The following is a 21,027-nucleotide window of genomic DNA, read 5'->3' as shown; positions in this document are numbered from 1 at the left end:
AAGTTACCTCAACTATGTCCTTCCAAAGTTAGGTAACTCTTTCATGAATTCATCAAACTGGTGATAGACCTTGTAGGCAGTTGCAAATGGGCTTGTTCCATCCTCCATGGGATGATATACATACGTAAGAATCGAGCCAGTCTGTTGTGCATAATTTATTTCATATTCCGAACCTATAGACTTTGCAGGTCGATAAGCCACGACCATGTCAGATTGATTTATCAAGCGTTCATCACGTGTGATAATCTGTCCGTTAATATCTACAATAACCTGAGCAATGTCACTGACTTGATACTCCTCACCATCTAATTTTATAATACCATCTGGTACTGGTCTTCGGAAATTCTCCACAAATCCATCATGTAGAACCTTTTCTTTTATTGTTCCCGGATTAAATACAATAAAGTGGCGTTTTAAGTTAGAGACAAATAGATCTGCTTCTTCCTTTAGTTTCTTATCACTCTTTGCCAAACTAATAGGGTAACTTGCATAGACCTTCCGCTTGCCATTGTCTTTTAATGCGTGCCTGCTTTCAAACATCAGCTGAAGGATAATTTGAGGACCATGTGAAACTGCAATTACATAATGCGGGATAGGAGAATCTAGAAGATTGTCTGCAAGGTTCTTCGAAGAGGATATTTCTGCTTCTCGCCACCATGCTATGTCCTTTAATGAAAGCGCCCTAACATAATCGGTTTCTTCATTCCGTTCAGCGATCCGCTTCTTAATGCTGTAAATATCATCGATCAAAGTTATTATCATATCTGGTTTGAATTTACGCAGAATTTTCCAATCAGCAACTTCGTATATGCTGTTCTTTCTAAAGTATGTCATATGCATTCCTACGATGGTATTCCTATGACCCTTGCTTTCTGCATCGATTACTTCCAGTGTTCTACCCTTGAAACCGTTCAATCTTTTCATAGACATATCAAGATAATTTGGCGACCGTAAATCCTCTGTTTTACACATTCTATCTTCAAGATCGTATACTCCATCTATGCTTGCCTGGGCAAGGATCTTATCATCAATTTTTACTAAAGGGTCAAAACTGAATTTTGAATCGGACGGAATAGTCTTTTGATTGCAGAACGATGCACCGGCATCAAGAAACGCTTTCTTGCTAAGACCAGACTGTCCGGTCACTATGACGCGCATTGTAGTTGATATCGTGAAGTGGGCTCACGTTATAAGGTTTTCAGGCATATCCTCGTTTATTGTAACAATATTTATTATTTCGTCGAATCCTACACCAGCGGATGCCTAGTAGAGCTCTCAGTCTCATCTATGCCAACAATAGCTCAACAAGGATTTGGAGTAATCGGGGAACTGGGACACACATATTATCAACCATCGAAAGCAAGGAGTCGGAAGCGTTGGAAGTGTTATTGCGCGAGGCAGAATGCAAGAAGAGAGAACGAAAGGCGAACATACATAGAACAAGAGTAATAAGAAACATTGGCGCGAGAGGCATCAAACTCTCAGAAAAAATCGAAGATGTTTATTTGGACTACAATGATGTCAAAGGCCTTATAGGCGAAATTTTGCTCGAGGATATGGCTCTTAGCAACGGTCATGTGCCCGTGTTCATAAAGTGGAGAAAATCTGGTTCAAGTCATTCTAAAGGTCTTGATCTCATAGTCACAATGGAGAACGCGGGGCGTAGACAACTTCTTGTAGCAGAGAGCAAGCACGTTCATAGTGAGATAAAATCTGCAATGATCAAACATCAAGTAATAATGGACAAATGTACTGAAGCATTGGAGCAATCAGATCTTGATCATGTGCTAACAAGTCTCTCCAGAGTAATAGCAGATTTTGCTGAAAATATGAATTCTTATGAGGCTACAGGCGGCGATGTATCAGAGCTTCACGACAAATATCTATTTTTGAAGGAATCTTTAGAGCAGTGCAGCTATCAATTGGAGATCTCGGTATTTTCTGATGGAAAATACTGCACAACAGACGTCTTTAATCGTTGTATGGCTGGACTTCCAGCCCCACTTCCGGAATATGGTCAGAATATAAAAATTCACATAGTCGGAGTTAATAATCTTGAAGTAATAACCAGATCGATGTGTGGTAAGTTTGTCGAACCTAAGTCTTGATACTGCACTTTTAGCGAGAAGCCTAGCAGGAATCGCTAGTGCTTTTCGTAGCAAAAGTGATCCTAACCAGTTGATAGAATCTGCCAAGACCTTAGAGGACCTTTGCAACCGGCAACTTATCTCGAAGAAATATGAATCTGTGTATCTTGCAATAACAGGCCTAGCCTTCGATGCAGCAGGAGAAGCACCCCGAAGCAGAAAAGCCTATACAAGTTTGCTTGCCACAAATTTACCCATAGAAAAGGCATTCAGCAATTCAGAGTACATTGCAAAATCCTACACTAACGCAATATCATATTTTGGTTTACGTGACCTAGCTAACATTGAGGAGGCTGCAAATGATGTATTTCGAGCGTTAGAAAGATTACAGTCTAGGAATAAGCTTGGCTTTAGCTTAGACTATCCAACACAGGAAGATGATCGAGTGATATTGCTTGGCATGCTCGATCTGATTTTGAAGTACAAGGAAGTAATAGTTAGAAAGGATCGAGGTCGTCTTTCTGAACTCGCTTCTGTCATAGTAGATCTTCAGAATGTAGCTCGAGACAGCGATTCAGCATCATGGCTTTCTATGGTTGTTAGATTATGCTGCATGGCTATGAATTCTGCAATAAATAGAAGTATACTCCATCTCCCACTGCCAGAAAGTGCCTTAGAAAGGCTCATAGATTTGAAGAGGATCGAGCTTTGGACACCTCAAATGGAAGTGGTAAACAAAGGCTTTCTTGAAGGTCAGAAAATGGTCGTCTGTACAAATACTGCAACAGGAAAAACATTCTTGTCATCATTACTCGCCTCAAAAGCGACTAGAGAAAGCAAAGTCGCCTATTTGGGACCGACAAGAAGTCTTGTCGAAGAGGTTGCTGCAAAAATGCAGGATTTGCTTTTGAAATCTGGAAAAACTGTTGCCATTTCTACTAGAGAACATCCGGAGACGGATGAAAACCTCAATGATGCAGAGGTTATTGTTGCGACATACGAGAAGTTTAGCAGCATCACTAGAAGAAACCTCTTGTCTGAGGATAAGATAGGCTCCCTTGTTGTGGACGAAGTTCATAAAATGTCTGAAGAGGAGAGAGGAATACCATTAGAGTTCATACTAACGCAATTCAAAAATCTTAATGGAAAAGGACCCCAGATCGTTGCGTTATCTGGTATGGTCAACGATACCGATGTAAAGGATTTCTCTGAATGGCTAGAGGCCAACTATGTTAAGAGTAGTTGGCGTCCAGTTGATCTGGATGAAATGATTTATTGTAATGGCAGATTGAATAGGAAAGATGGTTCGGCATATCTAATGCCTGTTATATCTGTTCCAGGAAACGACCATGTTAAGAGAGTAACGATTGCCGCACGCCTTATTCAGGAGGAAATAATAAAGGATGGTCAATGCATGGTAGTTTCTCTTTCCAGATCCAAGGTAGAAGAGGTTGCCCAAGAATTATGTGATATTCTTAGATCTTCCGAACATTTCCTCCCTGATATCCGCAATGTTCGCATGAAGGACACTAGCTTGAGAGAGGATCTGATCAGTCATATTTTAGATATCGAACCTGAAATGCCCTTGTATGCTCGCAATCTTATCGAACTTATTCAATTTGGTGTCGCATATCATCATGCAGGATTGCCGCTTAAGTATCGCAGCATAATAGAGAAGGGTGTTAAAAGCAAGGCAATAAGAGCTCTAGTTGCTACCACGACTCTTGAAGCTGGCGTTAATTTGCCAGTAAGCATGGTGATATTTCCCTTTCCGCAGGAAAGAAGAGGAAGGTTTAGAGGGAAACTGCCTGTCTCAAGCTACCGGAATCTAGCCGGAAGGGCTGGAAGACCCGACTTTGATTCAAAAGGCAAAAGCATCCTAGTAGCCCTAACCGAAGAAGAAGCTGCAGAACTGCGAAAAGTTTATTTTGAAAGTGATGAGGAGCGCCTAGTTTCAGCCATGACAAAATTTGTCAGAAGCGTGCCTCAGACAAGGTATGCTGTCCAGGCAGAAATTTTGGGCATTTTGGACCGTGATGAAAAGAGTGAAGCAGACTTGATAGATCAAATGAAAAAGTTATGGTTTTGGAGATCTGCGGATGAGGAGTATAAAGAAAAGCTTCCAAAAAGACTCTCATGGGAGATAAAGAAGCTGAGGATGTTTGATTTTCTAGAGGATAGGAGCGGAAAATTGACCTTGAAACCCACCGGTAGACTCGTGACACAATCGATGCTCTACCCCTTTAGCATCAAGAATCTTATTGATAACTGTAAAAAAATTATTCAAGGACGGTTCAGTGGAGAGAAATTTGACCTTCTTGTTCTTGCACTGGTAGGAGTACCTAAGGAAATGCGAGCATATGATGAGATTATGTCAGCAGTCAAGGTGAATCCTAATGCAGAAATGGTGAAACAAATAGTAAAACAAGATCAGTCCCTTATGGAGCAGTATGATGACACTAAGCTTGCAGCACATTTTGCCACAGTATTGTGGTATTGGATTAACGCATATGACACTGAAAGGATTATTGAGCTGACAGGCCTGCGTAAAACTGATGCAGCGTTCATTGAAGAATCGCTTAGAGAGGACGCATACTGGATTATTTCAGCGATGTCTGCGATATCCGACGGTATTGTACATATGACTAACAGTCAGCGAAAGCGTATAAAAGATCTGGCAAAGTTCTGCAAACTGGGATGTTCAGATCCGGTCACTGTTGGACTTATGGAGTCAGGTCTTCCCCATATGGGTCGTAGCACTGCAATAAAGTTAAGCAGGTTCATGAAGACAAGCAAAAAAACACTAGTACAGATCAGAAGGGAAGACATCGAAGCGTTGTTTCCGGACAATATGACGTGCGCACATGTGCTATATGATGAAATTAGGTCGCTCTTGACAGGTCATGGTAGATCGTAGAATCGGAATAGAGTATGTGATCGATTGAAATTCGGAATAGTATATCCAAATTATGGTCGGTTCTGTAGCATTTCGATACTTCGATCTATTGCAGAAATGGCGGATTCGTACTACAATTCTGTGCTAACGTGGGACCATATTCTTTACTCACATAACAATCAAACACTCGACGCATTTTCTGTATTGTTCTATCTTGCAGGATTAACTAAAACGGCAAAGCTAGGCACTTGCGTAACACCCTTGCCTTTACGAGGACCTGTTAATACTGCTAAACTTATATCATCTTTAGATATGATTTCTAATGGTAGAGCTATTCTTGGCATTGGTGCAGGTTGGCATAAGAATGAATTCGATCTTTTCGGTTTGTGGACTAGCACTAAAGACAGAGTTAGGGCAACCAGAGAAGGCATTACAACAATCTCATCGTTGCTTAAAGCAGTTGGATCAGGACGAATAAAGAACCGACCTCATTTCGAATGTATTCAATCTCCGCATCCACCTATTTGGGTGGGGACGAAACGACCCTTCATGATAAAGGTTGCTGCCAGTTTGGCGGATGGCTGGATTCCTTCCAATATCGAGTCAGACGAATACCATCTACTGGCGGATCGCATTCGTTCAATCAGAAAGGCAAAAAAGATAGAAAGGAATTTTAGCTTTGGCTATCATATGAGCGGGTCTCGAACCCCTTCATCTTACATTAAAAAGATCGATGATCTAGAAAAGGCGGGATGCGAATTCATTGCCATCTATCCCGGAGGAGACCAAGAAAATTACTTGGCAAGCCTTGGTACATTTGCCAAAGATGTGATCCCTTGTTTTTCTTAATTCAGAATTAACCTTTTCGATGGTTTTCACTTTCCCAGAGCCTATGGATCAATCAACTCTTCATGAATATTTAGTTCGTTGGTAAAATAATATGTCAGGCATTTCTTAAATAGCAGTTTCTCAATACATGTTATGCTTCCCTAAGGTCTACTCGATTTCTGGTCAATGATTCTTGCATCAACTTTATCGCTTCATTTACATAGCCATCCCTGACAGGTCTGTACCACCGATAATCGTCTTGCTCCATATATCTGGGATATTCGTCTTCAAAGACAGTCTTTACTAGCCGCATAAGGTTTGGTTGGAGTGATGTCCTGTAGCCTTTAGCTAGTGATGTGTAAGGGTTATCCCTTGCTGCCACTACCTTCACAGTCAGCGCATCCATATTCCTAACAGAGCTTGTTAACATCTTCATGCTTGTAGTTGTTCCAATTATGCAGGATACCACGGTTCTAGCTACGTTAAAGAACTTGACGGCCGACTTGACAAATGGATCATTGTAATCAAGCGTATACATCCAGAAACCCATGTCATCCCAAACAAGTGCGGGTATTCTGATGTTATTGTTCTTTAACCAGCTTACAGTATCAACGAAATCCTTCGGAGGAAAAATGAACCGATCTCTGTAATGTTCGGGATCCACCTGCTTGACGCACTGCATTGCATAGCTTGTTTTCCCTATACCACCGGTTCCATATATCAAAACAAGCCTGAATTCGCCTTCTTTATGCCACTTCAGAATTAGCTTGGTAAGCTGCCGCTCCTGCTTTCTGAGCTCATCAATCCTTGTCATAGTCAGTATAATCGTCCCTATTTGACATCACCCGCTTAAACCTACTCATTTGGACATTCTGCATCATTTTCATGCTAGCATTCCTTACAAGCTTGATGACACTAGATTCTCCCTTTCTGTCGCGACTTCTCTTCAGTATTGCTAGATTGACTACCACGTTTTTCAATAGATCTGTCTTGAAAGCATCAGCCAGAATTAACGCCTGAACGCCGTACCTTATCTCGGCTTCATTCAGCTCCGTTAGCGTGAAGATTTCGTTACCCTGTGGATTTGTTAGAGCTCTTGTTGCTAGGACCACAGAAGTCCAGGGCTCAGTGTCTTTCAGATCTTTCTTTTGCTCACTCATCTCTCATGGTCCTCCCTTAGGAATGAATTGCTGAAGCATCATGAGTGCAAACATTCCCATCACAAACATCATATACATCATTGTTTTGTCGGGCTTGGCCGCTGCCAGTTTCTGAATTACTATACTGTCTGAGAATTGCTTGAGCAAATGCGGGTCAGTAGCTTGGCCGGCAATATCTTCATGCTTCTCTGAGCTATTACTTTCTGCGGCGTCTTTGAACCTGTATTCAATCTGTTTGCTTGCATCAAGAAAGACAGCTGGTCTTGAATTCCGGCCCTTTGTAAGCAGGTAAGGTTTAATCTGTTCAATCACCCATGTCTTTCCGTCAGCTGCTATTGAGCCATCCTTGAGTATTCTGCCACGCGACTCTTTTATCAGATCACCCTTCCTAATGAAAACCTTGAGAGTACCAAGGCTTTCTGGTATGTTGCTGTCTTTTGGCTGCCGCCTATCCAACATCTTCCTTATTGCCGGTAGCGTCTTGGGGATAACAAGTTTTGAAAGCAAAGCCACGATCCCCATAATTATTCCGAAGACCGCGACCTCGCTGTTTAGAATTTCAATGATAAATTCGATGTCTATCATGTTTACACCTCACGGTATAAAGAGCTTGATGAAGCTCATGAAGGCATGAACTATGCTAGTGATCACCTGCCATACAAACATCACATGGTTCATTATTGGCTCCGGGCTGCCTTCCTTCACTGTCCTGATCACCAAGAACAGCCAGTATCCAAAGTACAGCGTACCAAACAGTGGTGATAGCTTTATGGCAATTTCAAGAAGAGTACTTGCGACAACGTATATGCCGTCAATGCCTTCACCTATCCAGCATTGACCCAATGCACAAAAAATGTCAGTAGCTAAACTCATACAATAGTAAATACGTGAACAGTTATTGATATAGTATAGTAACGGTGCTTGATTGTGCTAGATGCGGTTCAAGGGATAGCTAATAAGTGTTCCACAGCTGCACAGCTGCGAATATGTGCAGAAAATACGCACGCGTTGCAACAACAGGTTTCAAATAGCAAATCCGCCATTGTTGACTTAGACAAGTATGGCAGACAAGATAGCTGCAAAAGATCTCGTAGCGAAAAAGGATGATTTTGTTCTTATCGATGTCAGGGAGGCTGATGAAGTGGCAGAAGAGGGCAAAATTGATGGAGCTACAAATATCCCGCTCGGACAACTAATAAGAAAAGCACGACAAGGCGCATTAAATGACCTTAAGGGTAAGACAATTTGCACTTACTGCAATGGAGGTTATAGAGGGAATATTGGAGCTGACGAACTTGGCAAAGCAGGCTTTAATTCAATTACAATTGAAGGCGGCTATGCAGCTTGGAAAGAAGCCAACGGCAAAAAGAAGTAAAAGACAAGAAGCTACATGTTCACAACTGAACTGTATGGTATGCAGGACATAGGGAAAGCACTGAGGTAGTAGGGGGATAGATATACCATATTACAAATATTAAAGTCGGAAAATTTTATAGTAATACTTGATTGTTTGCTTCATGAAATTTAGTACCAATGATTTTTTGCGGGATGATCGACTATACAACGAGTTATGCAACGCTTTTGTTGCATAATGAGCGTGGAAAAAGTCATTTTAACAATGAAATAATTTAAGCGAATGAATGTTTCCAAGGCGCAGTGAACACCAGGCTCGTCGCAGGCGGGGCGGTCGCAGCTGTAGTCATCTATTTTGCGCTTGCAGTCTTTTTCCTGCCCCAGCCCTATTTGCTGACGCTTGTACCGCCAAGGCCGGCGCCGGTGATAACAAGCGTGACGCTTTCAAACGACACGATTGCGCTTGGAGGCGAGTTTTCGATAAGGGTGAGCGCGGCGAACAGGGGCGACCCCGCGGATTTGCAGCTCGTGTCGATTGCGTTTCCCAACGCGACCAGCACTGCCATAGCCACCGTCAACGACCACAACTTCAAGCAGACTCCTCTTCCGATAAATCGAGGCGACCCGATAGCCGCAAGCTACACCGGCATACAGAACATCGAAGCAGGTTACCCTGCTATCGAGGCGCAGAGCCGGCCCTGGGAGCCCGGCGAGGCGTTCAACATCGACCTGTCGATAAAGCCCGAGGGCGAGGGCAGGTTCGTTATTTTTGTCAAGGCTGTCGGCCTGCCCCACAACGGTGACCAGGCGCACTATCCCGCCGGCGGCATACTGGACCAGCAGAACGAGTATGTGGACGTGTATGAAGTCACGGTGACAAAGCCTTAAAATTCTCGGATTCGTCAGGATAGCCATTGAACTACCAGCGCGGCCTGCTTGACGTGATGCACGAGCCCGCAAGGAGACTCGTCGCAGGGTACGTCATCTCAAGCCTCGGCATACTGGTCGCAATATCGGGCGGCACGTGGGACGTGACAAACCACCTGCTCAACAAGCCCGAGACGTTCTTTTCGCCGCCTCATGCCGCGCTCTATTCAGGGGCCGGGACCGCGCTTGCAGGCGCAATCAGTGTCATCTCTGCATCGCGGGCTGCAAAAAGGACGAGCTGGCCTGCAAAGCTCGTGCTTGCCGGCGTATCGCTTTTGCTCGCCGCCGGCCCCATCGACTTTGCCTGGCACTCGGCTTTCGGGCTTGACGGCCTGCTTTCACCGCCGCATTCAGTGCTTGTAAGCGGCATGGTGGCAAGCAGCGTGGCGGCTGCTATCGGCATTTCTACTGCGTACCCGAGGCTTGACCGCAAGGCGCTCTCGCTTTCCCTCGTACTGGTCGCGCTGCTGCCTGTCTGGATCTCTGCAGCGGGCGCAATCCACATGTTCTCATTGCCGTTTTCCAAGACGGGATTTTTCGACTTTAACCCCGAGCCCCGCGCAGGCGCAATAGTGGCGACGCTTGGCTTTCCAATAATAACTGCTGCAATCGTAGTTGCAGCGTCCGCGCTTTTTGGCCGCCGGCCCGGCGCCGTGACCGTGCTTGGCGCGGCTTTCATTTTCGTGGGCACGCTGACGTCAATCCTGCCAAACGACGCGCTATGGTCCACGATACCGTTCTATGTTTCAGCGCTGATCCCGCTTGCCTGCGCCGACGTTGTAATGTCGCGCTGGAATTCGCCATACTCTATCCTTGTTGCAGGGGCGATTGCAGGCCTTGCCTTTGTAGTCCTCTACTACCCGCTCATAACGCACACGTACGAGGAAGCCATGCAGAACAGGACCGTGTGGGCGAGCCTGACTGCGCTCATATACTTTGACATCCTCGGGACGGTGTTCCCGCTCGTCTCCGTGCCTGCTGCCTCCATGGGCATAGTCGGCGCGCTCGTCGGCCAAAAGATGGCGCAAAGGGCAGAACTTGCAGTTTTGAAATAGATAAATGCACGGCCGGCGTGCATCTTGCAGTACATGAGAGGCGGGCCGTACAGGGTCGTGCGATACGGGGGCAAGAGCGCGGAATTCTACCTCAAAGACTGCGTGGCCGGCCTCAACGAGGATGTGGAGGAAAAGTCAGTCGACGTCGTTGTTACTTCGCCGCCGTACAACATCGGCATCGGCTACAACTCGTATCATGACGAACTCCCGCGGGAAAAGTACCTGGAGTGGATGGGGCAGGTCGGCATTGCGGTCAGGCGCGCGCTTGCCGACGACGGCTCGTTTTTCCTGAACATAGGCAACAGGCCAAAGGATCAGTGGATAGCATGGGACGTCGCGTCGGCGCTTCGAAAGCATTTTGTCCTGCAAAACGTCGTCCACTGGGTCAAGTCGATTGCGATTTCCAAGGCAGACGTCGGCAACTATCCGGGCATATCCGGCGACATCGCCGTCGGCCACTACAAGCCCATCTCAAGCGAGCGCTTTCTCAACGACTGCCACGAGTACGTTTTTCATTTCACAAAGGCAGGCGACGCCAAGATGGACAAGCTGGCAGTCGGAATCCCGTACCAGGACAAGTCAAACATCGGCAGGTGGAAGAAGGCAAGGCAGGACAGGCGCGACCGGGGAAACACCTGGTTCATGCCGTATGAAACAATCCAGAGCAAGAAGGACAGGCCGCACCCGGCGACGTTTCCGGTGAAACTTCCAGAGATGTGCATAAAGCTTCACGGCCATGCAAGGCTCGTGTGCGACCCGTTTACAGGCATTGGCTCGACTGCGGTTGCCGCTAAAAAGCTGGGCGTGTCGTTCGTTGGCTTTGAGATTGATAAAGAGTACCTGGAAACCGCGATAGCTAGGGTTTCGTAGCCGAGATTAGGAGCACGGGGTTCCTCGCAAGCATCATAGTGCCGGTCGTTACTTTGCGCGCCTTTGCAATCGTGACCTGCGTGACATCTATGTCTGCCAGCTGTAGCTCGCTTACCTTGGCAAGGGCGTGGTACATCGTTTCGATAAGGATGGTGTCTATCACTATCCGGCCGCCCTTCTTCAACCTGCCGACTGCAAGCTCTATCACCTTGCCGGCGTCGCCCCACGTCCCGCCGACGACTACTGCGTCCACCTGCGGCAACTCAGGCAATACGTCCTGCGCCTTGCCCTGAACGACGTGCGCGCTGACGCCGAACTTTTTCAGGTTCTTTTTCGTCAGCTCTATCGCGTTCTGGTCAAAATCGATTGCGTGCACCTCTCCCCTTGTCTGCAGGCACAATTCCACGGTGATGCTTCCGCTGCCGCAGCCTACATCGATGGCAGACTGGCCCTCTCTCAATCTCAGTTTGCTTATGACAAGCGCGCGCACGTCCTCCTTTGTTATCGGGACCTCCTCGGTGCGCTCGAAAAGCTCGTCTGGGATGCCGGGCGTTCGAGAGTCCCACATGCCAGCCGTAATGGGAACGGGCTATTTTAAAATGGTGCCCTGGTGCAGCGCAGAGTAGACAAGTATCATGAACACCAAGTTCATGAAGATGAAAGGAACGATGCCGTCGTAGCCGGCCTTCTTCTTGACCTCCTTTGGCTGGTCCTTTGTCATGCCCTTGCTGATGCCAATTGAAATGCCAAAGAAGGCTATTGCGACTCCAAAGGCGATGCCTACCGACGTGCCTTGGTCAAACTCGGGGGCGATGACAAAACCGGATATCACGCCGGCGATTATGCCAAGTGCGATGCGCATGTAGTATACCTTGTCTAGGCTGGTCAATCGAGCCTTTACTGGTTATTTTTGAGCCGGTAAAATGCCTTGCGGCTAGCCCCAGCCCATCTGGTGCTTGTAGTACGCAGCCAGCTTGGCGTGCCTCATGCGCTCGCCCGGCGTGTCTGACTTTTCCATCCTGCGCAGGTGGGTGCGGTACTGGTAGAGGTCGCACATGCACACGCCTGTCACCGGCCTGTATTTCAGCCTCGACACCTCGTGCTTTTTGTGGTTGGCGTACATTATCACCAGCTTGGGCGCGACCTTGCTTGCAAGCACGCCGCCTATCACTATGTATAGAAGCGGACCCGAGACAAACGCCCTGAACGGGTCTGCCGCAGTGGCGGTGAGATACAGCAATGGAACAAGTATCGACGCAAGGACCCCGCCAAACGTTGCTATTGCAGCGATCCTAGAGAGCCTGTCGTACTGCGCCGTCTCTTGCTCGAACTGGTCTATCAGCTTCTCGTATTTTTCTTCCAGCTGTGCCTTTTCTTCCTGTGAAGATAGCGCCGGTGTTTGCATCTGCCTGTAATTGTCGTTGATGCTAATTAAGTTTATTTTGTCGCGGGTTTTCGTGCTAATTTTCGCGGCGGCCGGCCCCGATAACTAACATATTTTATGGATATCAAGATATGTTGAAAATACTGCAGACAAACCTTGAAAATGCAGGACTAAAACATCGCAGAAATTACGAATTGAGGGCGGTTTTGATGCAACTGTTGCAGCGCCTCAAGCTCGCCGTGATGTAAAACCTGCTTAACGTGATAATATAATTGAATGTTTTAGCGTGCTAATATTAATATTCTGTACGTTTTTCAAGATAATATCGTGGGAAGCAGACAGGCGCTGAAATTCAAGAGCGGAAGTTTTGAGAACCTCACGCCGGAGCTCGTCGCCAGGTCGATGTGGATGAGCACCGCCCTTGCCATGATATTTGCGCTCCCGCCGGTCGGCCTCTTTATCGGACTGTACCAGTCAGGCGTCAGCATTGCGATTGCAGCCGCAATCGGGTTTGGAATCCACTTTGCAATTCTGGCTTTCTCGAAAAAGATCTCATCAGGCCTTGTCAAGCTTTTTGAGGATTAAAGCCCTAGAATTCTTGACACCTGCAATTTACTTTGGCATCTGCAAGTGGTAGCAATGCAGGTTTTCGAGATCCACAAGTACAGGGGCGACGAGCTGCAGTACGTGGTCGCAAGGACCAACAAGCACTCTGAGGATTACGTGAAAAGCGACGTGGAAAAGATGAACTCGCTCCTGACGCCGGAGATGAAGGCAGAAGGGATAAGGTACGTGTTTGCGCTTGGCACCGTCGACAGCATGACCAGAAAGACGGGCGACAGAAGAAGGGCCAAGAAAGAGACGGTGCAGCTGGCGCCTACCGGCTAGGCCGCCTTTTGTGCTGCTCTACAAGCGACTGGATCCTGCCTGCATATTTTTCCCGGTAGCCGTTCCTGCATGACGTGCAGCAGAAAAAGCGCTCCAGGCCTGCGAACCTGAGCACCTTGGGGGCGCCGTGTACGGGCCCGCCGCAGAACTCGCACTTGATCTTTACCTTCAACCCTTCGAGCCTGACCTTTTTGGTGACGGGGCCCTTGAAAAGATCCCTGCCGGGGCCCGCTATCTTTGAAACGTCTATCTCGGGCTTGACCGCCTTTATCAGGCCCATGTTCACGAGACGCTCGTAGTGGGCCTTGACAGTCGGCGTGCTCACGCTTATCTCCCGTGAGATTGCCCGGAAGGACTTTCTGCCGTCCTCCATGAGGGACTTTAATATCGCAACGTCGGTGTCATCCAGGTCAACTGGCACAGTCTTGCTTCCAGAAATGAGGATATAACCCTGCCGCGGCCTACCGGCCTGCGCCGGTCGCAGACCAAAGAAGCATCACGAAAAGCACGGTGATTATGGGCGCAAGCACGAACAGGTACGGGATGATTTCGTCGGTGTTTATGCCCTTGCGCTTTAACCTGTACACCAGCTGGATCTTGCGCACGTCATGTTTTTTCGCGCGCATGGTTCAAAAAAGTTGCGACGGATTTTTCCGGAAATTCATGATCTGCACATTATTTTCAGCCCACTTAGATCATGTCCGAAACTCATTTAATTCTTGGATGCCATAGTACCGGACATGACTTTCGCCCTGGTGTTTGTAAAGTGCTACCCGGACAAGGTCTCCAGCGCAGAAAAGAAGGTCAGAGAAGTCAAGGGAGTGGTAGAGTCGCACCCCACGACCGGCGCGTACGACATGGTGCTGAAGGTAAAGACAAAGGACGAAAAAGAGCTCCGCAACACTATCAGGAACATGGCCATGATTTCAGGTATAGGCTCCATTCTTACCAGCATCGTCTACAACATACGCCTGTAAGCAGGTTTTTCCCGCTCGCCAATCTATAAATAAAGCGCCCCGGGCATTGAGAACGATGGCCAAGGTCAGCACCCCCAACAAGATCTTTGGCACCGTTCTTGCCCACACTATCCGCGGCAAGATGCTGTCGAGGACCTCGCTCCAGACACTTGCAGAGTCAAGGGACGTTGAAGAGCTCGTGACCCGTATGAAGAACACGGTCTACCTCGACGTGCTGGCCAAGCTGCAAAAGCCGTTCACCGCAGAGAAGGTTGAAGGCGCGCTCAGGGAGCACCTGGTTAACACGCACGCCAAGATGGTCGCAATTGCGTCCGGCGCTGCCGTTCTGAATGCCTATTTCGTGAGGTACATCACCTGGAACCTGAAGATAATACTGAAGGGCAAGGCGCTTGGCAGGACCTACGACGACCTGCTGCCAAAGGTCAACCTGAGGGCGGAGGAGCTCGTGGGAAGGCGCGACCTTGTAGTCAAGGCGCTTGTAGCCAAGGACTTTGAAGAAGCGGTAGCGTCGTTGCAGGGGAGCGAGTTTGGCGAGGACGCAAGAAAAGCCGCGGCAGCATACAAGGAGAAGGGCGACGTCAGGCTGTTTGACACCTACCTTGACCACGCGTTCTACAAGTCGCTTGACAGGTCGCTTTTGAATGAATCAAAGCTGGAGGACGTGCAAAAGCTCGTCGGAGTCGACATCGATTCTTACAACATACTTGCGGTGCTCAGGGCAAAGTACTGGGGGCTTTCTGCCGCCGAGACAAACGACCTGATTGTGACTACGACTGCAAAGGCAAGCCGCGAGACGCTTTCAAAGATGATAAACGTGGAGAAGATCCAGGACGCAATCGGCGAGCTTGCAAACACGCCGTACCGCGACCTCATACCCAAGGCGGCTGCAAACGACATCGACGCCATCATGCAGCTGGAGCAGGGCTTTGAGCTGATGTCTGTCAAGAGGATAGCCGCGTCTTATCGCGCAGTTTTCACCGTGGGCAATATGCTTGCGTCGCTCAAGCTGATGGCCTTTGAGATAAAGAACCTCGCAGCCATTGCAACTGGCGTCGAGCAAAAGATACCTGCCGACAAGATAATGTCAAGCCTTGTCAAGGTAGGCCCGCAGTAACGCCGGCCAGGCACTAAGAACCTTTTATACAATCTCTAGCCTACTGACGGTGCATCTTGGAGCCGCCTGACCGTCCCGTACCGGAACCAGCCGCGCCGGCAGGCGGCATGCGAAACGTCACGGCGCTTGGCATAGTCAGCTTTTTTACGGACGTTTCGACAGAGATGGTCCTCGGCGTCCTGCCATTCTTTATCGTGAGCACACTGGGCGCTTCGCGGCTTTTGCTAGGGACCATCGAAGGCTCGGCAGAGCTTGTCAGCTATGCCTTTAGGATGCTGTCCGGCTCGTGGTCTGACAAAACGGGCAGGAGAAAGGTGTTTGTCCTTGCAGGCTATGCGGCGTCTACTGCAAGCAAGCCGTTCTTTGCCGCCGCCTCAAGCTGGGTCGACGCCTTTCTTGTAAGGTCGGGCGACAGGGTTGGAAAGGGCATCAGGACGGCGCCGAGGGACGCCCTGATTGCAGACTCGGTCCCGGAATCCAGAGTAGGCAGGGCTTTTGGCCTGCACAGGACCATAGACCAGCTTGGAGCCATAGTCGGCCCAGTAGCGGCGTTTGCCCTCTTGCAGGTGGTTGACATACGCGGCGTTTTCCTTGCGTCTTTGATACCCGGAGCGATTGCAGTCCTGGTCCTGGTATTCTTTGTCAAAGAAATTGCTGTAAAGAGCAAGGCCGGGACGACGATGCTGGGCAACATCAGGGTGCTGCTCAAAGGCAACAGGCCGCTCCTTTTACTGCTCGGGGTCGCCGGGATCTTTAGCCTTGGCGCGTTCAACTTTTCATTCGTGCTCCTGCGCGCGTCGGACCTCGGAGTCGAGGAGAGCTTTATCCCGCTCGTCTACGCCGCCATCAACGTGTCTCACGCCGTCATAGGCATCCCGTCGGGTATTCTTGCGGACAGGATAGGGAAGGAAAAGACCCTGATAATCGGGTACTCGGTCTTTCTTGTCTCAACGCTCCTTATGGTGATGTTTGCCGGAAACGTGCTCTACGCGTATGTGCTTGCCGCAGTATTTGGCCTGTATGTAGGCATTTCAGAGACAGTCCAGAGGGCCGTCATCCCAAGGTACGTCCCATCGGAGCTGCGCGGAACTGCGTTTGGACTGTACAACCTGATAATCGGCGTGTGCTTTTTTGCAAGCAACGTCATGTTTGGGTTCCTGTGGGACAGCTTTGGCCTTGCAGCTGCAGTTTCTTACAGCGCGGCCGTAACAATGGTTGCGATCTCTGCGATGGGAGTTTTCCTGCGAAAATACAAGACGCAACAACCTATATAATATCGTATTACGATATCGCGAATCGATATTATGGATATTTCAAGGGAGTTCCTCCTCGGGTTCATCAAGATCCACGTCCTCTACCATGCCCAGAAAGAGGGCTTTTGCGGCGTCGACATGATGGAGGAGCTGAGGAGGCACGGCTACCGCATAGGGCCGGGAACGCTCTACCCCACGCTCCACAAGATGCAAGAGGATGGCTATCTTGAGAGCAAAAAGAGGACTGAAAAGGGCAGGGCAAGGATTTACTACAGTGCCACCCCAAAGGGCAGGCAGGCGTTGCGCCACGTCAGGCCCAAAATTGACGAGCTTGTCTCCGAAGTCCTAGAGTGATCCACATGGAGCTTGCGGACATTCTCCTTATCGTGATCGGGTTTTTCTCCGAAGTGGTCGGCACGATGGCAGGATTCGGCTCGTCGACCATCTACCTGCCCCTTGCTTCCTACCTTGTCGACTTCAAGACCGCGCTGGTGCTGGTGGCGATATTCCACCTCTTTGGAAACGTCGGCAGGATAGCGTTTTTCAGGCACGGCCTTGACAGGAAAGTTTTGCTGGTGTTCGGGCTGCCGAGCTTTGCCCTGAGCCTGCTTGGCGCCACGCTTGTGGGCGACCTGTCGCAGACGTTTTTGAAGCTGCTTCTCGGGATATTTCTGATCTCGCTTTCTGCTGTGTTTCTTGTAAGACCCAAGATCGCGTTTCCTGCGTCCACAAAATCCCTGGTGATAGGAGGAGGGGTCTCGGGCTTTATAGTCGGCCTCATAGGCACGGGCGGGGCCCTGAGGGCGACCTTTCTCACGGGCCTGAAGATAGAGAAGGAAAAGTACATCGCCACGGCAGCCGTGATAGCCCTTGGCACGGACGCGACCAGGATACCCTCTTACATCGCAAGCGGCTTTCTGACAGAGCAGTACTACTACCTTATCCCTGTCCTGTTTGCAATAGCGCTTGGCGGCTCGTATGTGGGTCGCAGGATAGTGGGCAGGATAGATCAGGCAAAGTTCAGAAAGATGGTCTTGATTGCAATCATCTTGGCAAGCATCAAGTTCATTGTAGACGGCGCCGTGGCGATTCAGCTGTAGATTGGCGCAAGATTAATCAGTCCTTCGAGCGCCTGCAGTGGTGGATGAAAATAGGCATCATAATCTCCCAGACCGACCCGGAAACTGTCTGGAACGCGCTCCGGTTTGCAAACACCGCAATATTGGAAGATCATCAGGTCAAGGTCTTTCTGCTGGGCCAGGGCGTCGAGATCGAGAGCATCGAGAGCGACAGGTTCGACGTAAAGGACCAGCTGGACAAGTTGGGCCAGCTTGGGGGCACCATGCTTGCGTGCGGGACGTGCATCAAGTCGCGCAACATGCAGTTTGAAGTCTGCCCCATCTCGACCATGAAGGACATGCTCAAGCTCGTAGTCGAGTCTGACAGGGTTCTGACCTTCTGATGGCAGCGTACAGTGCAGTCTAATGCACACATTGCATTGCACAGTACTCGCACTTGCCATATAGCCAGCCAGCGTTGGCTAGGGCATGGAATCGCAGGCTGCGAACAAAACGGTCCGGTGCAGGTACGCTTCCCTGTGCAGGTTCTACCAGCGCGAGGGCTACACCTGCAACGACGAGGAAGAAGCCTGCACTTATTGCGCCACCTACGACCTTTTCGAGAACTTCAAGCCCAAGATTGCAATAAAAGCCTAGGCTACTTGTCTTCCTTCCACTTCAGGTTGGAATAGAGCATCTGGGGTACCAGCTTCTTGAACTGGACGCCGTCAGAAGCGTACCACTTGGGGAACCACTCGTACAGGTGGAGCCTGATGGTCTGGATGTATACAATCAGGCCCTCAATCATCATGATGCCGATGTTGCCGCCTATCAGGATTGCAAGGCCGCCTCCGTGCTCAAACGAGTTGTTCACGGTAACGAGCAACGCTGTGTGCACAAGGAGCATGATGCCAAGCCGTGAGTAGCTGATGGTGTTGGCAAGCATCTCTATCGTCCTTACCATGAAGGTCTCGACTATGATGCCCATGAGCCCGCCGTGCGGGGAGTCCTTGCCCATTGCCTTGTAGTGCTTCTCCTCCTTCATGCCGCCGATGATTGTGATAGCCATGCAGGCAAAGATGACAGGCGGGCCGGCCTTTGCCACCAGGTTGACGGTCACCCAATTGCCAAACGCAAACGTAAGCCACGGAACGGGCTCGTTGTGATCCCACGTAAGGAACATGTCTATGATGTCGTACTGGGCGCCTATTGAGGCAAGTATCAGCGCCACGACAGCGAGGTACTGGACGATAATAGGCACGTCGTGCAGGAACGCCACCGTCTTGTTGCCTGCCTTGAGGTCCGACCTCAGCCTGAGGAAGAAGGCCATCAGGAGGTGCACGATGCCTATGGCTATAGAGATGGCAAGGATCTTTACCACCTGATCAAAGCTCAGTTCCGAGACTGAAAGCAGGCCTACGAACGGCAGTGCATTCGCAAAGTCTTCAAGTATCGCAAGGTGATCGAAATGGAAACCAAACATCTCTCCGGTCCCAAGCCCGCCGACTGCCGCTGCCACTCCGCTTGCAGCTATCAGGGTGCCCCAGACGCTGAGCCTGCCCTGGCCGCGTATCCGAAAGAGCATGCCGAGTCCAAAGAGCAGGATGCCGTGACCAAAGTCTGCAAACATCAGCCCGTAAAAGACCGGCCAGACAATCGATATTATGGGCGTCGGGTCGACCTCGCCGTAGCGCGGGAGGCCCTGTGTTTCAGTCACGACTTCAAAGTTCTTGGAGTAGCCCTTGTTGTTCAAGAGCGTCGGCATCGCAGGTTTGCCCGCGTCGTGGTAGTCCACAGTCACGCCGGCGTCCTCGACTATGGAGACATAGTCGCCTGTCAGCTTTTTGAACTTGCCCTCCATCTCTTTTGGGATAAAGCCTTGGATTACTGCAAAGTTGCGCGTGCCTCCAGGCTTTCTCGTGGTTTCAAGCACGTCCTTGGCTACGCCTGCCGCCTCTCGTAGCGACAGCATCGTCGTGATTATCGACTGGGTCAGCTTTTCAATTTCCTTGTCGAGCTTTTCCTGCGCGGCTTCAAGCTCCTTAACCTTGGCGGTTGCCTCTGCAAACGCCACGCTCGGGTTCTGGGGCATGTTTGCCGGGATTGCAAGCGGGTTGACGCCGAAACTGCGCATCACCTTTGTTATGCGCTCGGTGTCGCCTGCCGCGCCTATGACAGACAGCGCGACTTTCTTCTCCCCAAGCCGGGTGGAATAAAGCGGGAGATCCTCGAGGCTCTTTCTTATCTCGGCTTCGTCAGTCGAGTCAATAACGAAAATGCCGGCGTAAAACTTGCTCAGCTTTCCCAGGCTTGTCAGGTCCATGCTCAGGCTCGACGCGCCTTCCGTGATAGACGCAAGGTTGCCGTACTCTTCCAGATGCTTGCGGATGCCCTCGCGCTCTTTGATTACGCGACGGGGCTCCTCAAGGGCCTTGGCGCTCCTCTCCTCGAGGTCCGCGATAAAGCCCTGCATGTCGTCAATCTGGTAGTCGGTCTTGCCCTTTGGCGCGCCCTTGAACATGGTCGCCATGACGCCGGCTTCAACGGGTATGCCAAGCGCCTTGACCACTTCATCAATGTCCTGGAACAGCTTTTGCGCCTTTAGCAAAAGATCGTCGTAATACGGGTTGATGTGCTCGGTGCTCGATGGGGCCTGGATAGGGTGGAACCACTCCAGCTCTGCAAGCTTGCTCACGGCTTCCTGCGTCTCCAGCCTTGGCAGGATGATCGTGGCCTTTTTCAGCGTCGCTAGCCCCATGCTTCAATACGATGACAAGACGTTCTCTTTAAAATCGTTTCTGTGAGGCAAAAATGAGAAAAGGAGGAAAATGGCCGCTTTTGCGGCCCGTGGTTTTTCTACTGGCCCAGGATGATGAACATCATGACGATGCCGTAGATGGCGATTGACTCGACCATACCCACGAAGATGAACACGCTGGACTGCATCTTGGGGTTTTCGCTGATGGCCGCAAGACCGCCTGTAGTCACGAAGCCAAGTCCGATGCCTGCGCCAAGCGCAGCCAGGCCGAACGCAAGGCCTGCCGCCAGGAACTTGAACGCGCTGGATTCAGTGGCTGCTGCTTCCTGTGCATACGCAGATGGCGTCGCAAAGGTTATGCTTGCAATCGCAACTGCCGCGAGAACTGTCAAAAGCGAGATTGCTCCTCTTACTTTCAG

The 21,027-nt window shown here is 49.7% G+C and carries 27 protein-coding genes; 16 read left to right on the top strand and 11 right to left on the bottom strand.

Features of this window, described 5'->3' with window-relative positions:
- Positions 1-12: 12 nt before the first annotated feature.
- Complete coding sequence (locus tag HXY31_RS03690; RefSeq protein ID WP_292639789.1) at positions 13-1,158, bottom strand: hypothetical protein; 1,146 nt, start codon at positions 1,156-1,158, stop codon at positions 13-15.
- A gap of 230 nt (positions 1,159-1,388) precedes the next feature.
- On the opposite strand from HXY31_RS03690, the gene HXY31_RS03685 reads away from it, so the two are divergent.
- The 3 genes from HXY31_RS03685 (at position 1,389) to HXY31_RS03675 (ending at position 5,832) form a co-directional block, all read left to right on the top strand.
- The gene (locus HXY31_RS03685) at positions 1,389-2,108 is read left to right on the top strand and encodes a hypothetical protein (protein ID WP_292639787.1); all 720 of its coding nucleotides are present in this window, start codon (positions 1,389-1,391) and stop codon (positions 2,106-2,108) included.
- Between the two features lie 70 nt (positions 2,109-2,178).
- Positions 2,179-5,004: a DEAD/DEAH box helicase gene (locus tag HXY31_RS03680; protein WP_292639785.1), complete on the top strand. Its 2,826-nt coding sequence runs from the start codon at positions 2,179-2,181 to the stop codon at positions 5,002-5,004.
- A gap of 96 nt (positions 5,005-5,100) precedes the next feature.
- Positions 5,101-5,832, top strand: coding sequence for an LLM class flavin-dependent oxidoreductase (locus HXY31_RS03675; RefSeq protein WP_292639781.1), 732 nt, complete (start codon positions 5,101-5,103; stop codon positions 5,830-5,832).
- 130 nt (positions 5,833-5,962) lie between these two features.
- Here the strand turns inward: HXY31_RS03675 and HXY31_RS03670 are convergent, their stop codons facing one another.
- From HXY31_RS03670 to HXY31_RS03660, 3 genes are read right to left on the bottom strand one after another with little or no spacing between them, the layout of a single operon-like run.
- Entirely contained in the window at positions 5,963-6,625 is a 663-nt protein-coding gene (locus HXY31_RS03670) for a hypothetical protein (RefSeq protein WP_292639779.1), read from the bottom strand.
- Positions 6,612-6,971 carry a hypothetical protein gene (locus HXY31_RS03665; protein ID WP_292639777.1) on the bottom strand — a complete coding sequence of 120 codons (360 nt, stop codon included), beginning with the start codon at positions 6,969-6,971 and terminating at the stop codon, positions 6,612-6,614. The genes HXY31_RS03670 and HXY31_RS03665 overlap by 14 nt, the downstream gene beginning before the upstream one ends.
- Before the next feature lie 3 nt (positions 6,972-6,974).
- Positions 6,975-7,556, bottom strand: coding sequence for a hypothetical protein (locus HXY31_RS03660; RefSeq protein WP_292639775.1), 582 nt, complete (start codon positions 7,554-7,556; stop codon positions 6,975-6,977).
- A 475-nt stretch (positions 7,557-8,031) separates the two neighbouring features.
- Here HXY31_RS03660 and HXY31_RS03655 point away from each other — a divergent pair, with 475 nt between their 5' ends.
- The 4 genes from HXY31_RS03655 to HXY31_RS03640 all read left to right on the top strand — a co-directional run bounded on the left by HXY31_RS03655 (position 8,032) and on the right by HXY31_RS03640 (position 11,176).
- Positions 8,032-8,346: a rhodanese-like domain-containing protein gene (locus HXY31_RS03655; protein WP_292639773.1), complete on the top strand. Its 315-nt coding sequence runs from the start codon at positions 8,032-8,034 to the stop codon at positions 8,344-8,346.
- Positions 8,347-8,627: 281 nt separating this feature from the next.
- Complete coding sequence (locus HXY31_RS03650) at positions 8,628-9,212, top strand: hypothetical protein (protein ID WP_292639771.1); 585 nt, start codon at positions 8,628-8,630, stop codon at positions 9,210-9,212.
- A 26-nt stretch (positions 9,213-9,238) separates the two neighbouring features.
- Positions 9,239-10,306: a hypothetical protein gene (locus HXY31_RS03645; protein ID WP_292639770.1), complete on the top strand. Its 1,068-nt coding sequence runs from the start codon at positions 9,239-9,241 to the stop codon at positions 10,304-10,306.
- A gap of 33 nt (positions 10,307-10,339) precedes the next feature.
- Positions 10,340-11,176, top strand: a complete 837-nt coding sequence (locus tag HXY31_RS03640; RefSeq protein WP_292639974.1) for a site-specific DNA-methyltransferase — start codon at positions 10,340-10,342, stop codon at positions 11,174-11,176.
- Here the strand turns inward: HXY31_RS03640 and cbiT are convergent.
- The 3 genes from cbiT to HXY31_RS03625 are packed head-to-tail and all read right to left on the bottom strand — an operon-like array spanning position 11,163 to position 12,581.
- Positions 11,163-11,744, bottom strand: coding sequence for a precorrin-6Y C5,15-methyltransferase (decarboxylating) subunit CbiT (gene cbiT, locus HXY31_RS03635; RefSeq protein ID WP_292639769.1), 582 nt, complete (start codon positions 11,742-11,744; stop codon positions 11,163-11,165). The genes HXY31_RS03640 and cbiT overlap by 14 nt on opposite strands.
- Positions 11,745-11,765: 21 nt before the next feature.
- The gene (locus HXY31_RS03630; RefSeq protein ID WP_292639767.1) at positions 11,766-12,065 is read right to left on the bottom strand and encodes a hypothetical protein; all 300 of its coding nucleotides are present in this window, start codon (positions 12,063-12,065) and stop codon (positions 11,766-11,768) included.
- A 45-nt stretch (positions 12,066-12,110) separates the two neighbouring features.
- A complete protein-coding gene (locus tag HXY31_RS03625; protein WP_292639765.1) occupies positions 12,111-12,581 on the bottom strand; it encodes a hypothetical protein in 471 nt (156 codons plus the stop codon).
- Positions 12,582-12,887: 306 nt separating this feature from the next.
- Between HXY31_RS03625 and HXY31_RS03620 the strand changes: the two genes are divergently transcribed.
- Both HXY31_RS03620 and HXY31_RS03615 read left to right on the top strand, forming a co-directional pair.
- Entirely contained in the window at positions 12,888-13,145 is a 258-nt protein-coding gene (locus HXY31_RS03620; protein ID WP_292639763.1) for a hypothetical protein, read from the top strand.
- Between the two features lie 54 nt (positions 13,146-13,199).
- On the top strand, positions 13,200-13,448 hold the full coding sequence (locus HXY31_RS03615) for a hypothetical protein (RefSeq protein ID WP_292639762.1): 249 nt from the start codon (positions 13,200-13,202) through the stop codon (positions 13,446-13,448).
- Here the strand turns inward: HXY31_RS03615 and HXY31_RS03610 are convergent.
- Both HXY31_RS03610 and HXY31_RS03605 read right to left on the bottom strand, forming a co-directional pair.
- Positions 13,438-13,869, bottom strand: a complete 432-nt coding sequence (locus HXY31_RS03610) for a winged helix-turn-helix transcriptional regulator (RefSeq protein WP_292639760.1) — start codon at positions 13,867-13,869, stop codon at positions 13,438-13,440. The genes HXY31_RS03615 and HXY31_RS03610 overlap by 11 nt on opposite strands.
- A gap of 40 nt (positions 13,870-13,909) precedes the next feature.
- The gene (locus HXY31_RS03605; RefSeq protein WP_292639757.1) at positions 13,910-14,053 is read right to left on the bottom strand and encodes a hypothetical protein; all 144 of its coding nucleotides are present in this window, start codon (positions 14,051-14,053) and stop codon (positions 13,910-13,912) included.
- 135 nt (positions 14,054-14,188) lie between these two features.
- On the opposite strand from HXY31_RS03605, the gene HXY31_RS03600 reads away from it, so the two are divergent.
- The 7 genes from HXY31_RS03600 to HXY31_RS03570 all read left to right on the top strand — a co-directional run bounded on the left by HXY31_RS03600 (position 14,189) and on the right by HXY31_RS03570 (position 18,507).
- On the top strand, positions 14,189-14,425 hold the full coding sequence (locus HXY31_RS03600; RefSeq protein ID WP_292639755.1) for an Lrp/AsnC ligand binding domain-containing protein: 237 nt from the start codon (positions 14,189-14,191) through the stop codon (positions 14,423-14,425).
- A 55-nt stretch (positions 14,426-14,480) separates the two neighbouring features.
- Positions 14,481-15,539, top strand: a complete 1,059-nt coding sequence (locus tag HXY31_RS03595; RefSeq protein ID WP_292639752.1) for a V-type ATPase subunit — start codon at positions 14,481-14,483, stop codon at positions 15,537-15,539.
- A gap of 56 nt (positions 15,540-15,595) precedes the next feature.
- A complete protein-coding gene (locus HXY31_RS03590) occupies positions 15,596-16,813 on the top strand; it encodes an MFS transporter (protein WP_292639750.1) in 1,218 nt (405 codons plus the stop codon).
- Positions 16,814-16,843: 30 nt separating this feature from the next.
- The gene (locus HXY31_RS03585) at positions 16,844-17,146 is read left to right on the top strand and encodes a PadR family transcriptional regulator (RefSeq protein ID WP_292639747.1); all 303 of its coding nucleotides are present in this window, start codon (positions 16,844-16,846) and stop codon (positions 17,144-17,146) included.
- Between the two features lie 5 nt (positions 17,147-17,151).
- Positions 17,152-17,892 carry a sulfite exporter TauE/SafE family protein gene (locus HXY31_RS03580; protein WP_292639745.1) on the top strand — a complete coding sequence of 247 codons (741 nt, stop codon included), beginning with the start codon at positions 17,152-17,154 and terminating at the stop codon, positions 17,890-17,892.
- Positions 17,893-17,936: 44 nt separating this feature from the next.
- On the top strand, positions 17,937-18,254 hold the full coding sequence (locus HXY31_RS03575) for a DsrE family protein (protein ID WP_292639742.1): 318 nt from the start codon (positions 17,937-17,939) through the stop codon (positions 18,252-18,254).
- 85 nt (positions 18,255-18,339) lie between these two features.
- The gene (locus HXY31_RS03570) at positions 18,340-18,507 is read left to right on the top strand and encodes a hypothetical protein (protein WP_292639739.1); all 168 of its coding nucleotides are present in this window, start codon (positions 18,340-18,342) and stop codon (positions 18,505-18,507) included.
- Between the two features lies 1 nt (position 18,508).
- Here the strand turns inward: HXY31_RS03570 and HXY31_RS03565 are convergent, their stop codons facing one another.
- On the bottom strand, positions 18,509-20,608 hold the full coding sequence (locus tag HXY31_RS03565) for a V-type ATPase 116kDa subunit family protein (protein WP_292639736.1): 2,100 nt from the start codon (positions 20,606-20,608) through the stop codon (positions 18,509-18,511).
- 98 nt (positions 20,609-20,706) lie between these two features.
- On the bottom strand, positions 20,707-21,000 hold the full coding sequence (locus HXY31_RS03560; protein WP_342816047.1) for an ATP synthase subunit C: 294 nt from the start codon (positions 20,998-21,000) through the stop codon (positions 20,707-20,709).
- Between the last annotated feature and the right edge of the window lie 27 nt (positions 21,001-21,027).

The organism is Nitrososphaera sp. (assembly GCF_013388945.1).
Taxonomy (GTDB): domain Archaea; phylum Thermoproteota; class Nitrososphaeria; order Nitrososphaerales; family Nitrososphaeraceae; genus Nitrososphaera.
The sequence above is the reverse complement of the archived record's forward strand: the minus strand, read 5'-3'. Positions and strand labels throughout refer to the sequence as shown.

Excerpts from the sequence above, each read along its gene's own strand:
- HXY31_RS03565 (WP_292639736.1), bottom strand. The coding sequence starts at position 20,608 with ATGGGGCTAGCGACGCTGAAAAAGGCCACGATCATCCTGCCAAGGCTG.
- HXY31_RS03690 (WP_292639789.1), bottom strand. The coding sequence starts at position 1,158 with ATGCGCGTCATAGTGACCGGACAGTCTGGTCTTAGCAAGAAAGCGTTT.
- HXY31_RS03615 (WP_292639762.1), top strand. The coding sequence starts at position 13,200 with ATGCAGGTTTTCGAGATCCACAAGTACAGGGGCGACGAGCTGCAGTAC.
- HXY31_RS03625 (WP_292639765.1), bottom strand. The coding sequence starts at position 12,581 with ATGCAAACACCGGCGCTATCTTCACAGGAAGAAAAGGCACAGCTGGAA.
- cbiT (WP_292639769.1), bottom strand. The coding sequence starts at position 11,744 with ATGTGGGACTCTCGAACGCCCGGCATCCCAGACGAGCTTTTCGAGCGC.
- HXY31_RS03600 (WP_292639755.1), top strand. The coding sequence starts at position 14,189 with ATGACTTTCGCCCTGGTGTTTGTAAAGTGCTACCCGGACAAGGTCTCC.
- HXY31_RS03640 (WP_292639974.1), top strand. The coding sequence starts at position 10,340 with ATGAGAGGCGGGCCGTACAGGGTCGTGCGATACGGGGGCAAGAGCGCG.
- HXY31_RS03665 (WP_292639777.1), bottom strand. The coding sequence starts at position 6,971 with ATGAGTGAGCAAAAGAAAGATCTGAAAGACACTGAGCCCTGGACTTCT.
- HXY31_RS03575 (WP_292639742.1), top strand. The coding sequence starts at position 17,937 with ATGAAAATAGGCATCATAATCTCCCAGACCGACCCGGAAACTGTCTGG.
- HXY31_RS03670 (WP_292639779.1), bottom strand. The coding sequence starts at position 6,625 with ATGACAAGGATTGATGAGCTCAGAAAGCAGGAGCGGCAGCTTACCAAG.
- HXY31_RS03675 (WP_292639781.1), top strand. The coding sequence starts at position 5,101 with ATGGCGGATTCGTACTACAATTCTGTGCTAACGTGGGACCATATTCTT.
- HXY31_RS03585 (WP_292639747.1), top strand. The coding sequence starts at position 16,844 with ATGGATATTTCAAGGGAGTTCCTCCTCGGGTTCATCAAGATCCACGTC.
- HXY31_RS03660 (WP_292639775.1), bottom strand. The coding sequence starts at position 7,556 with ATGATAGACATCGAATTTATCATTGAAATTCTAAACAGCGAGGTCGCG.
- HXY31_RS03595 (WP_292639752.1), top strand. The coding sequence starts at position 14,481 with ATGGCCAAGGTCAGCACCCCCAACAAGATCTTTGGCACCGTTCTTGCC.
- HXY31_RS03655 (WP_292639773.1), top strand. The coding sequence starts at position 8,032 with ATGGCAGACAAGATAGCTGCAAAAGATCTCGTAGCGAAAAAGGATGAT.
- HXY31_RS03580 (WP_292639745.1), top strand. The coding sequence starts at position 17,152 with ATGGAGCTTGCGGACATTCTCCTTATCGTGATCGGGTTTTTCTCCGAA.
- HXY31_RS03570 (WP_292639739.1), top strand. The coding sequence starts at position 18,340 with ATGGAATCGCAGGCTGCGAACAAAACGGTCCGGTGCAGGTACGCTTCC.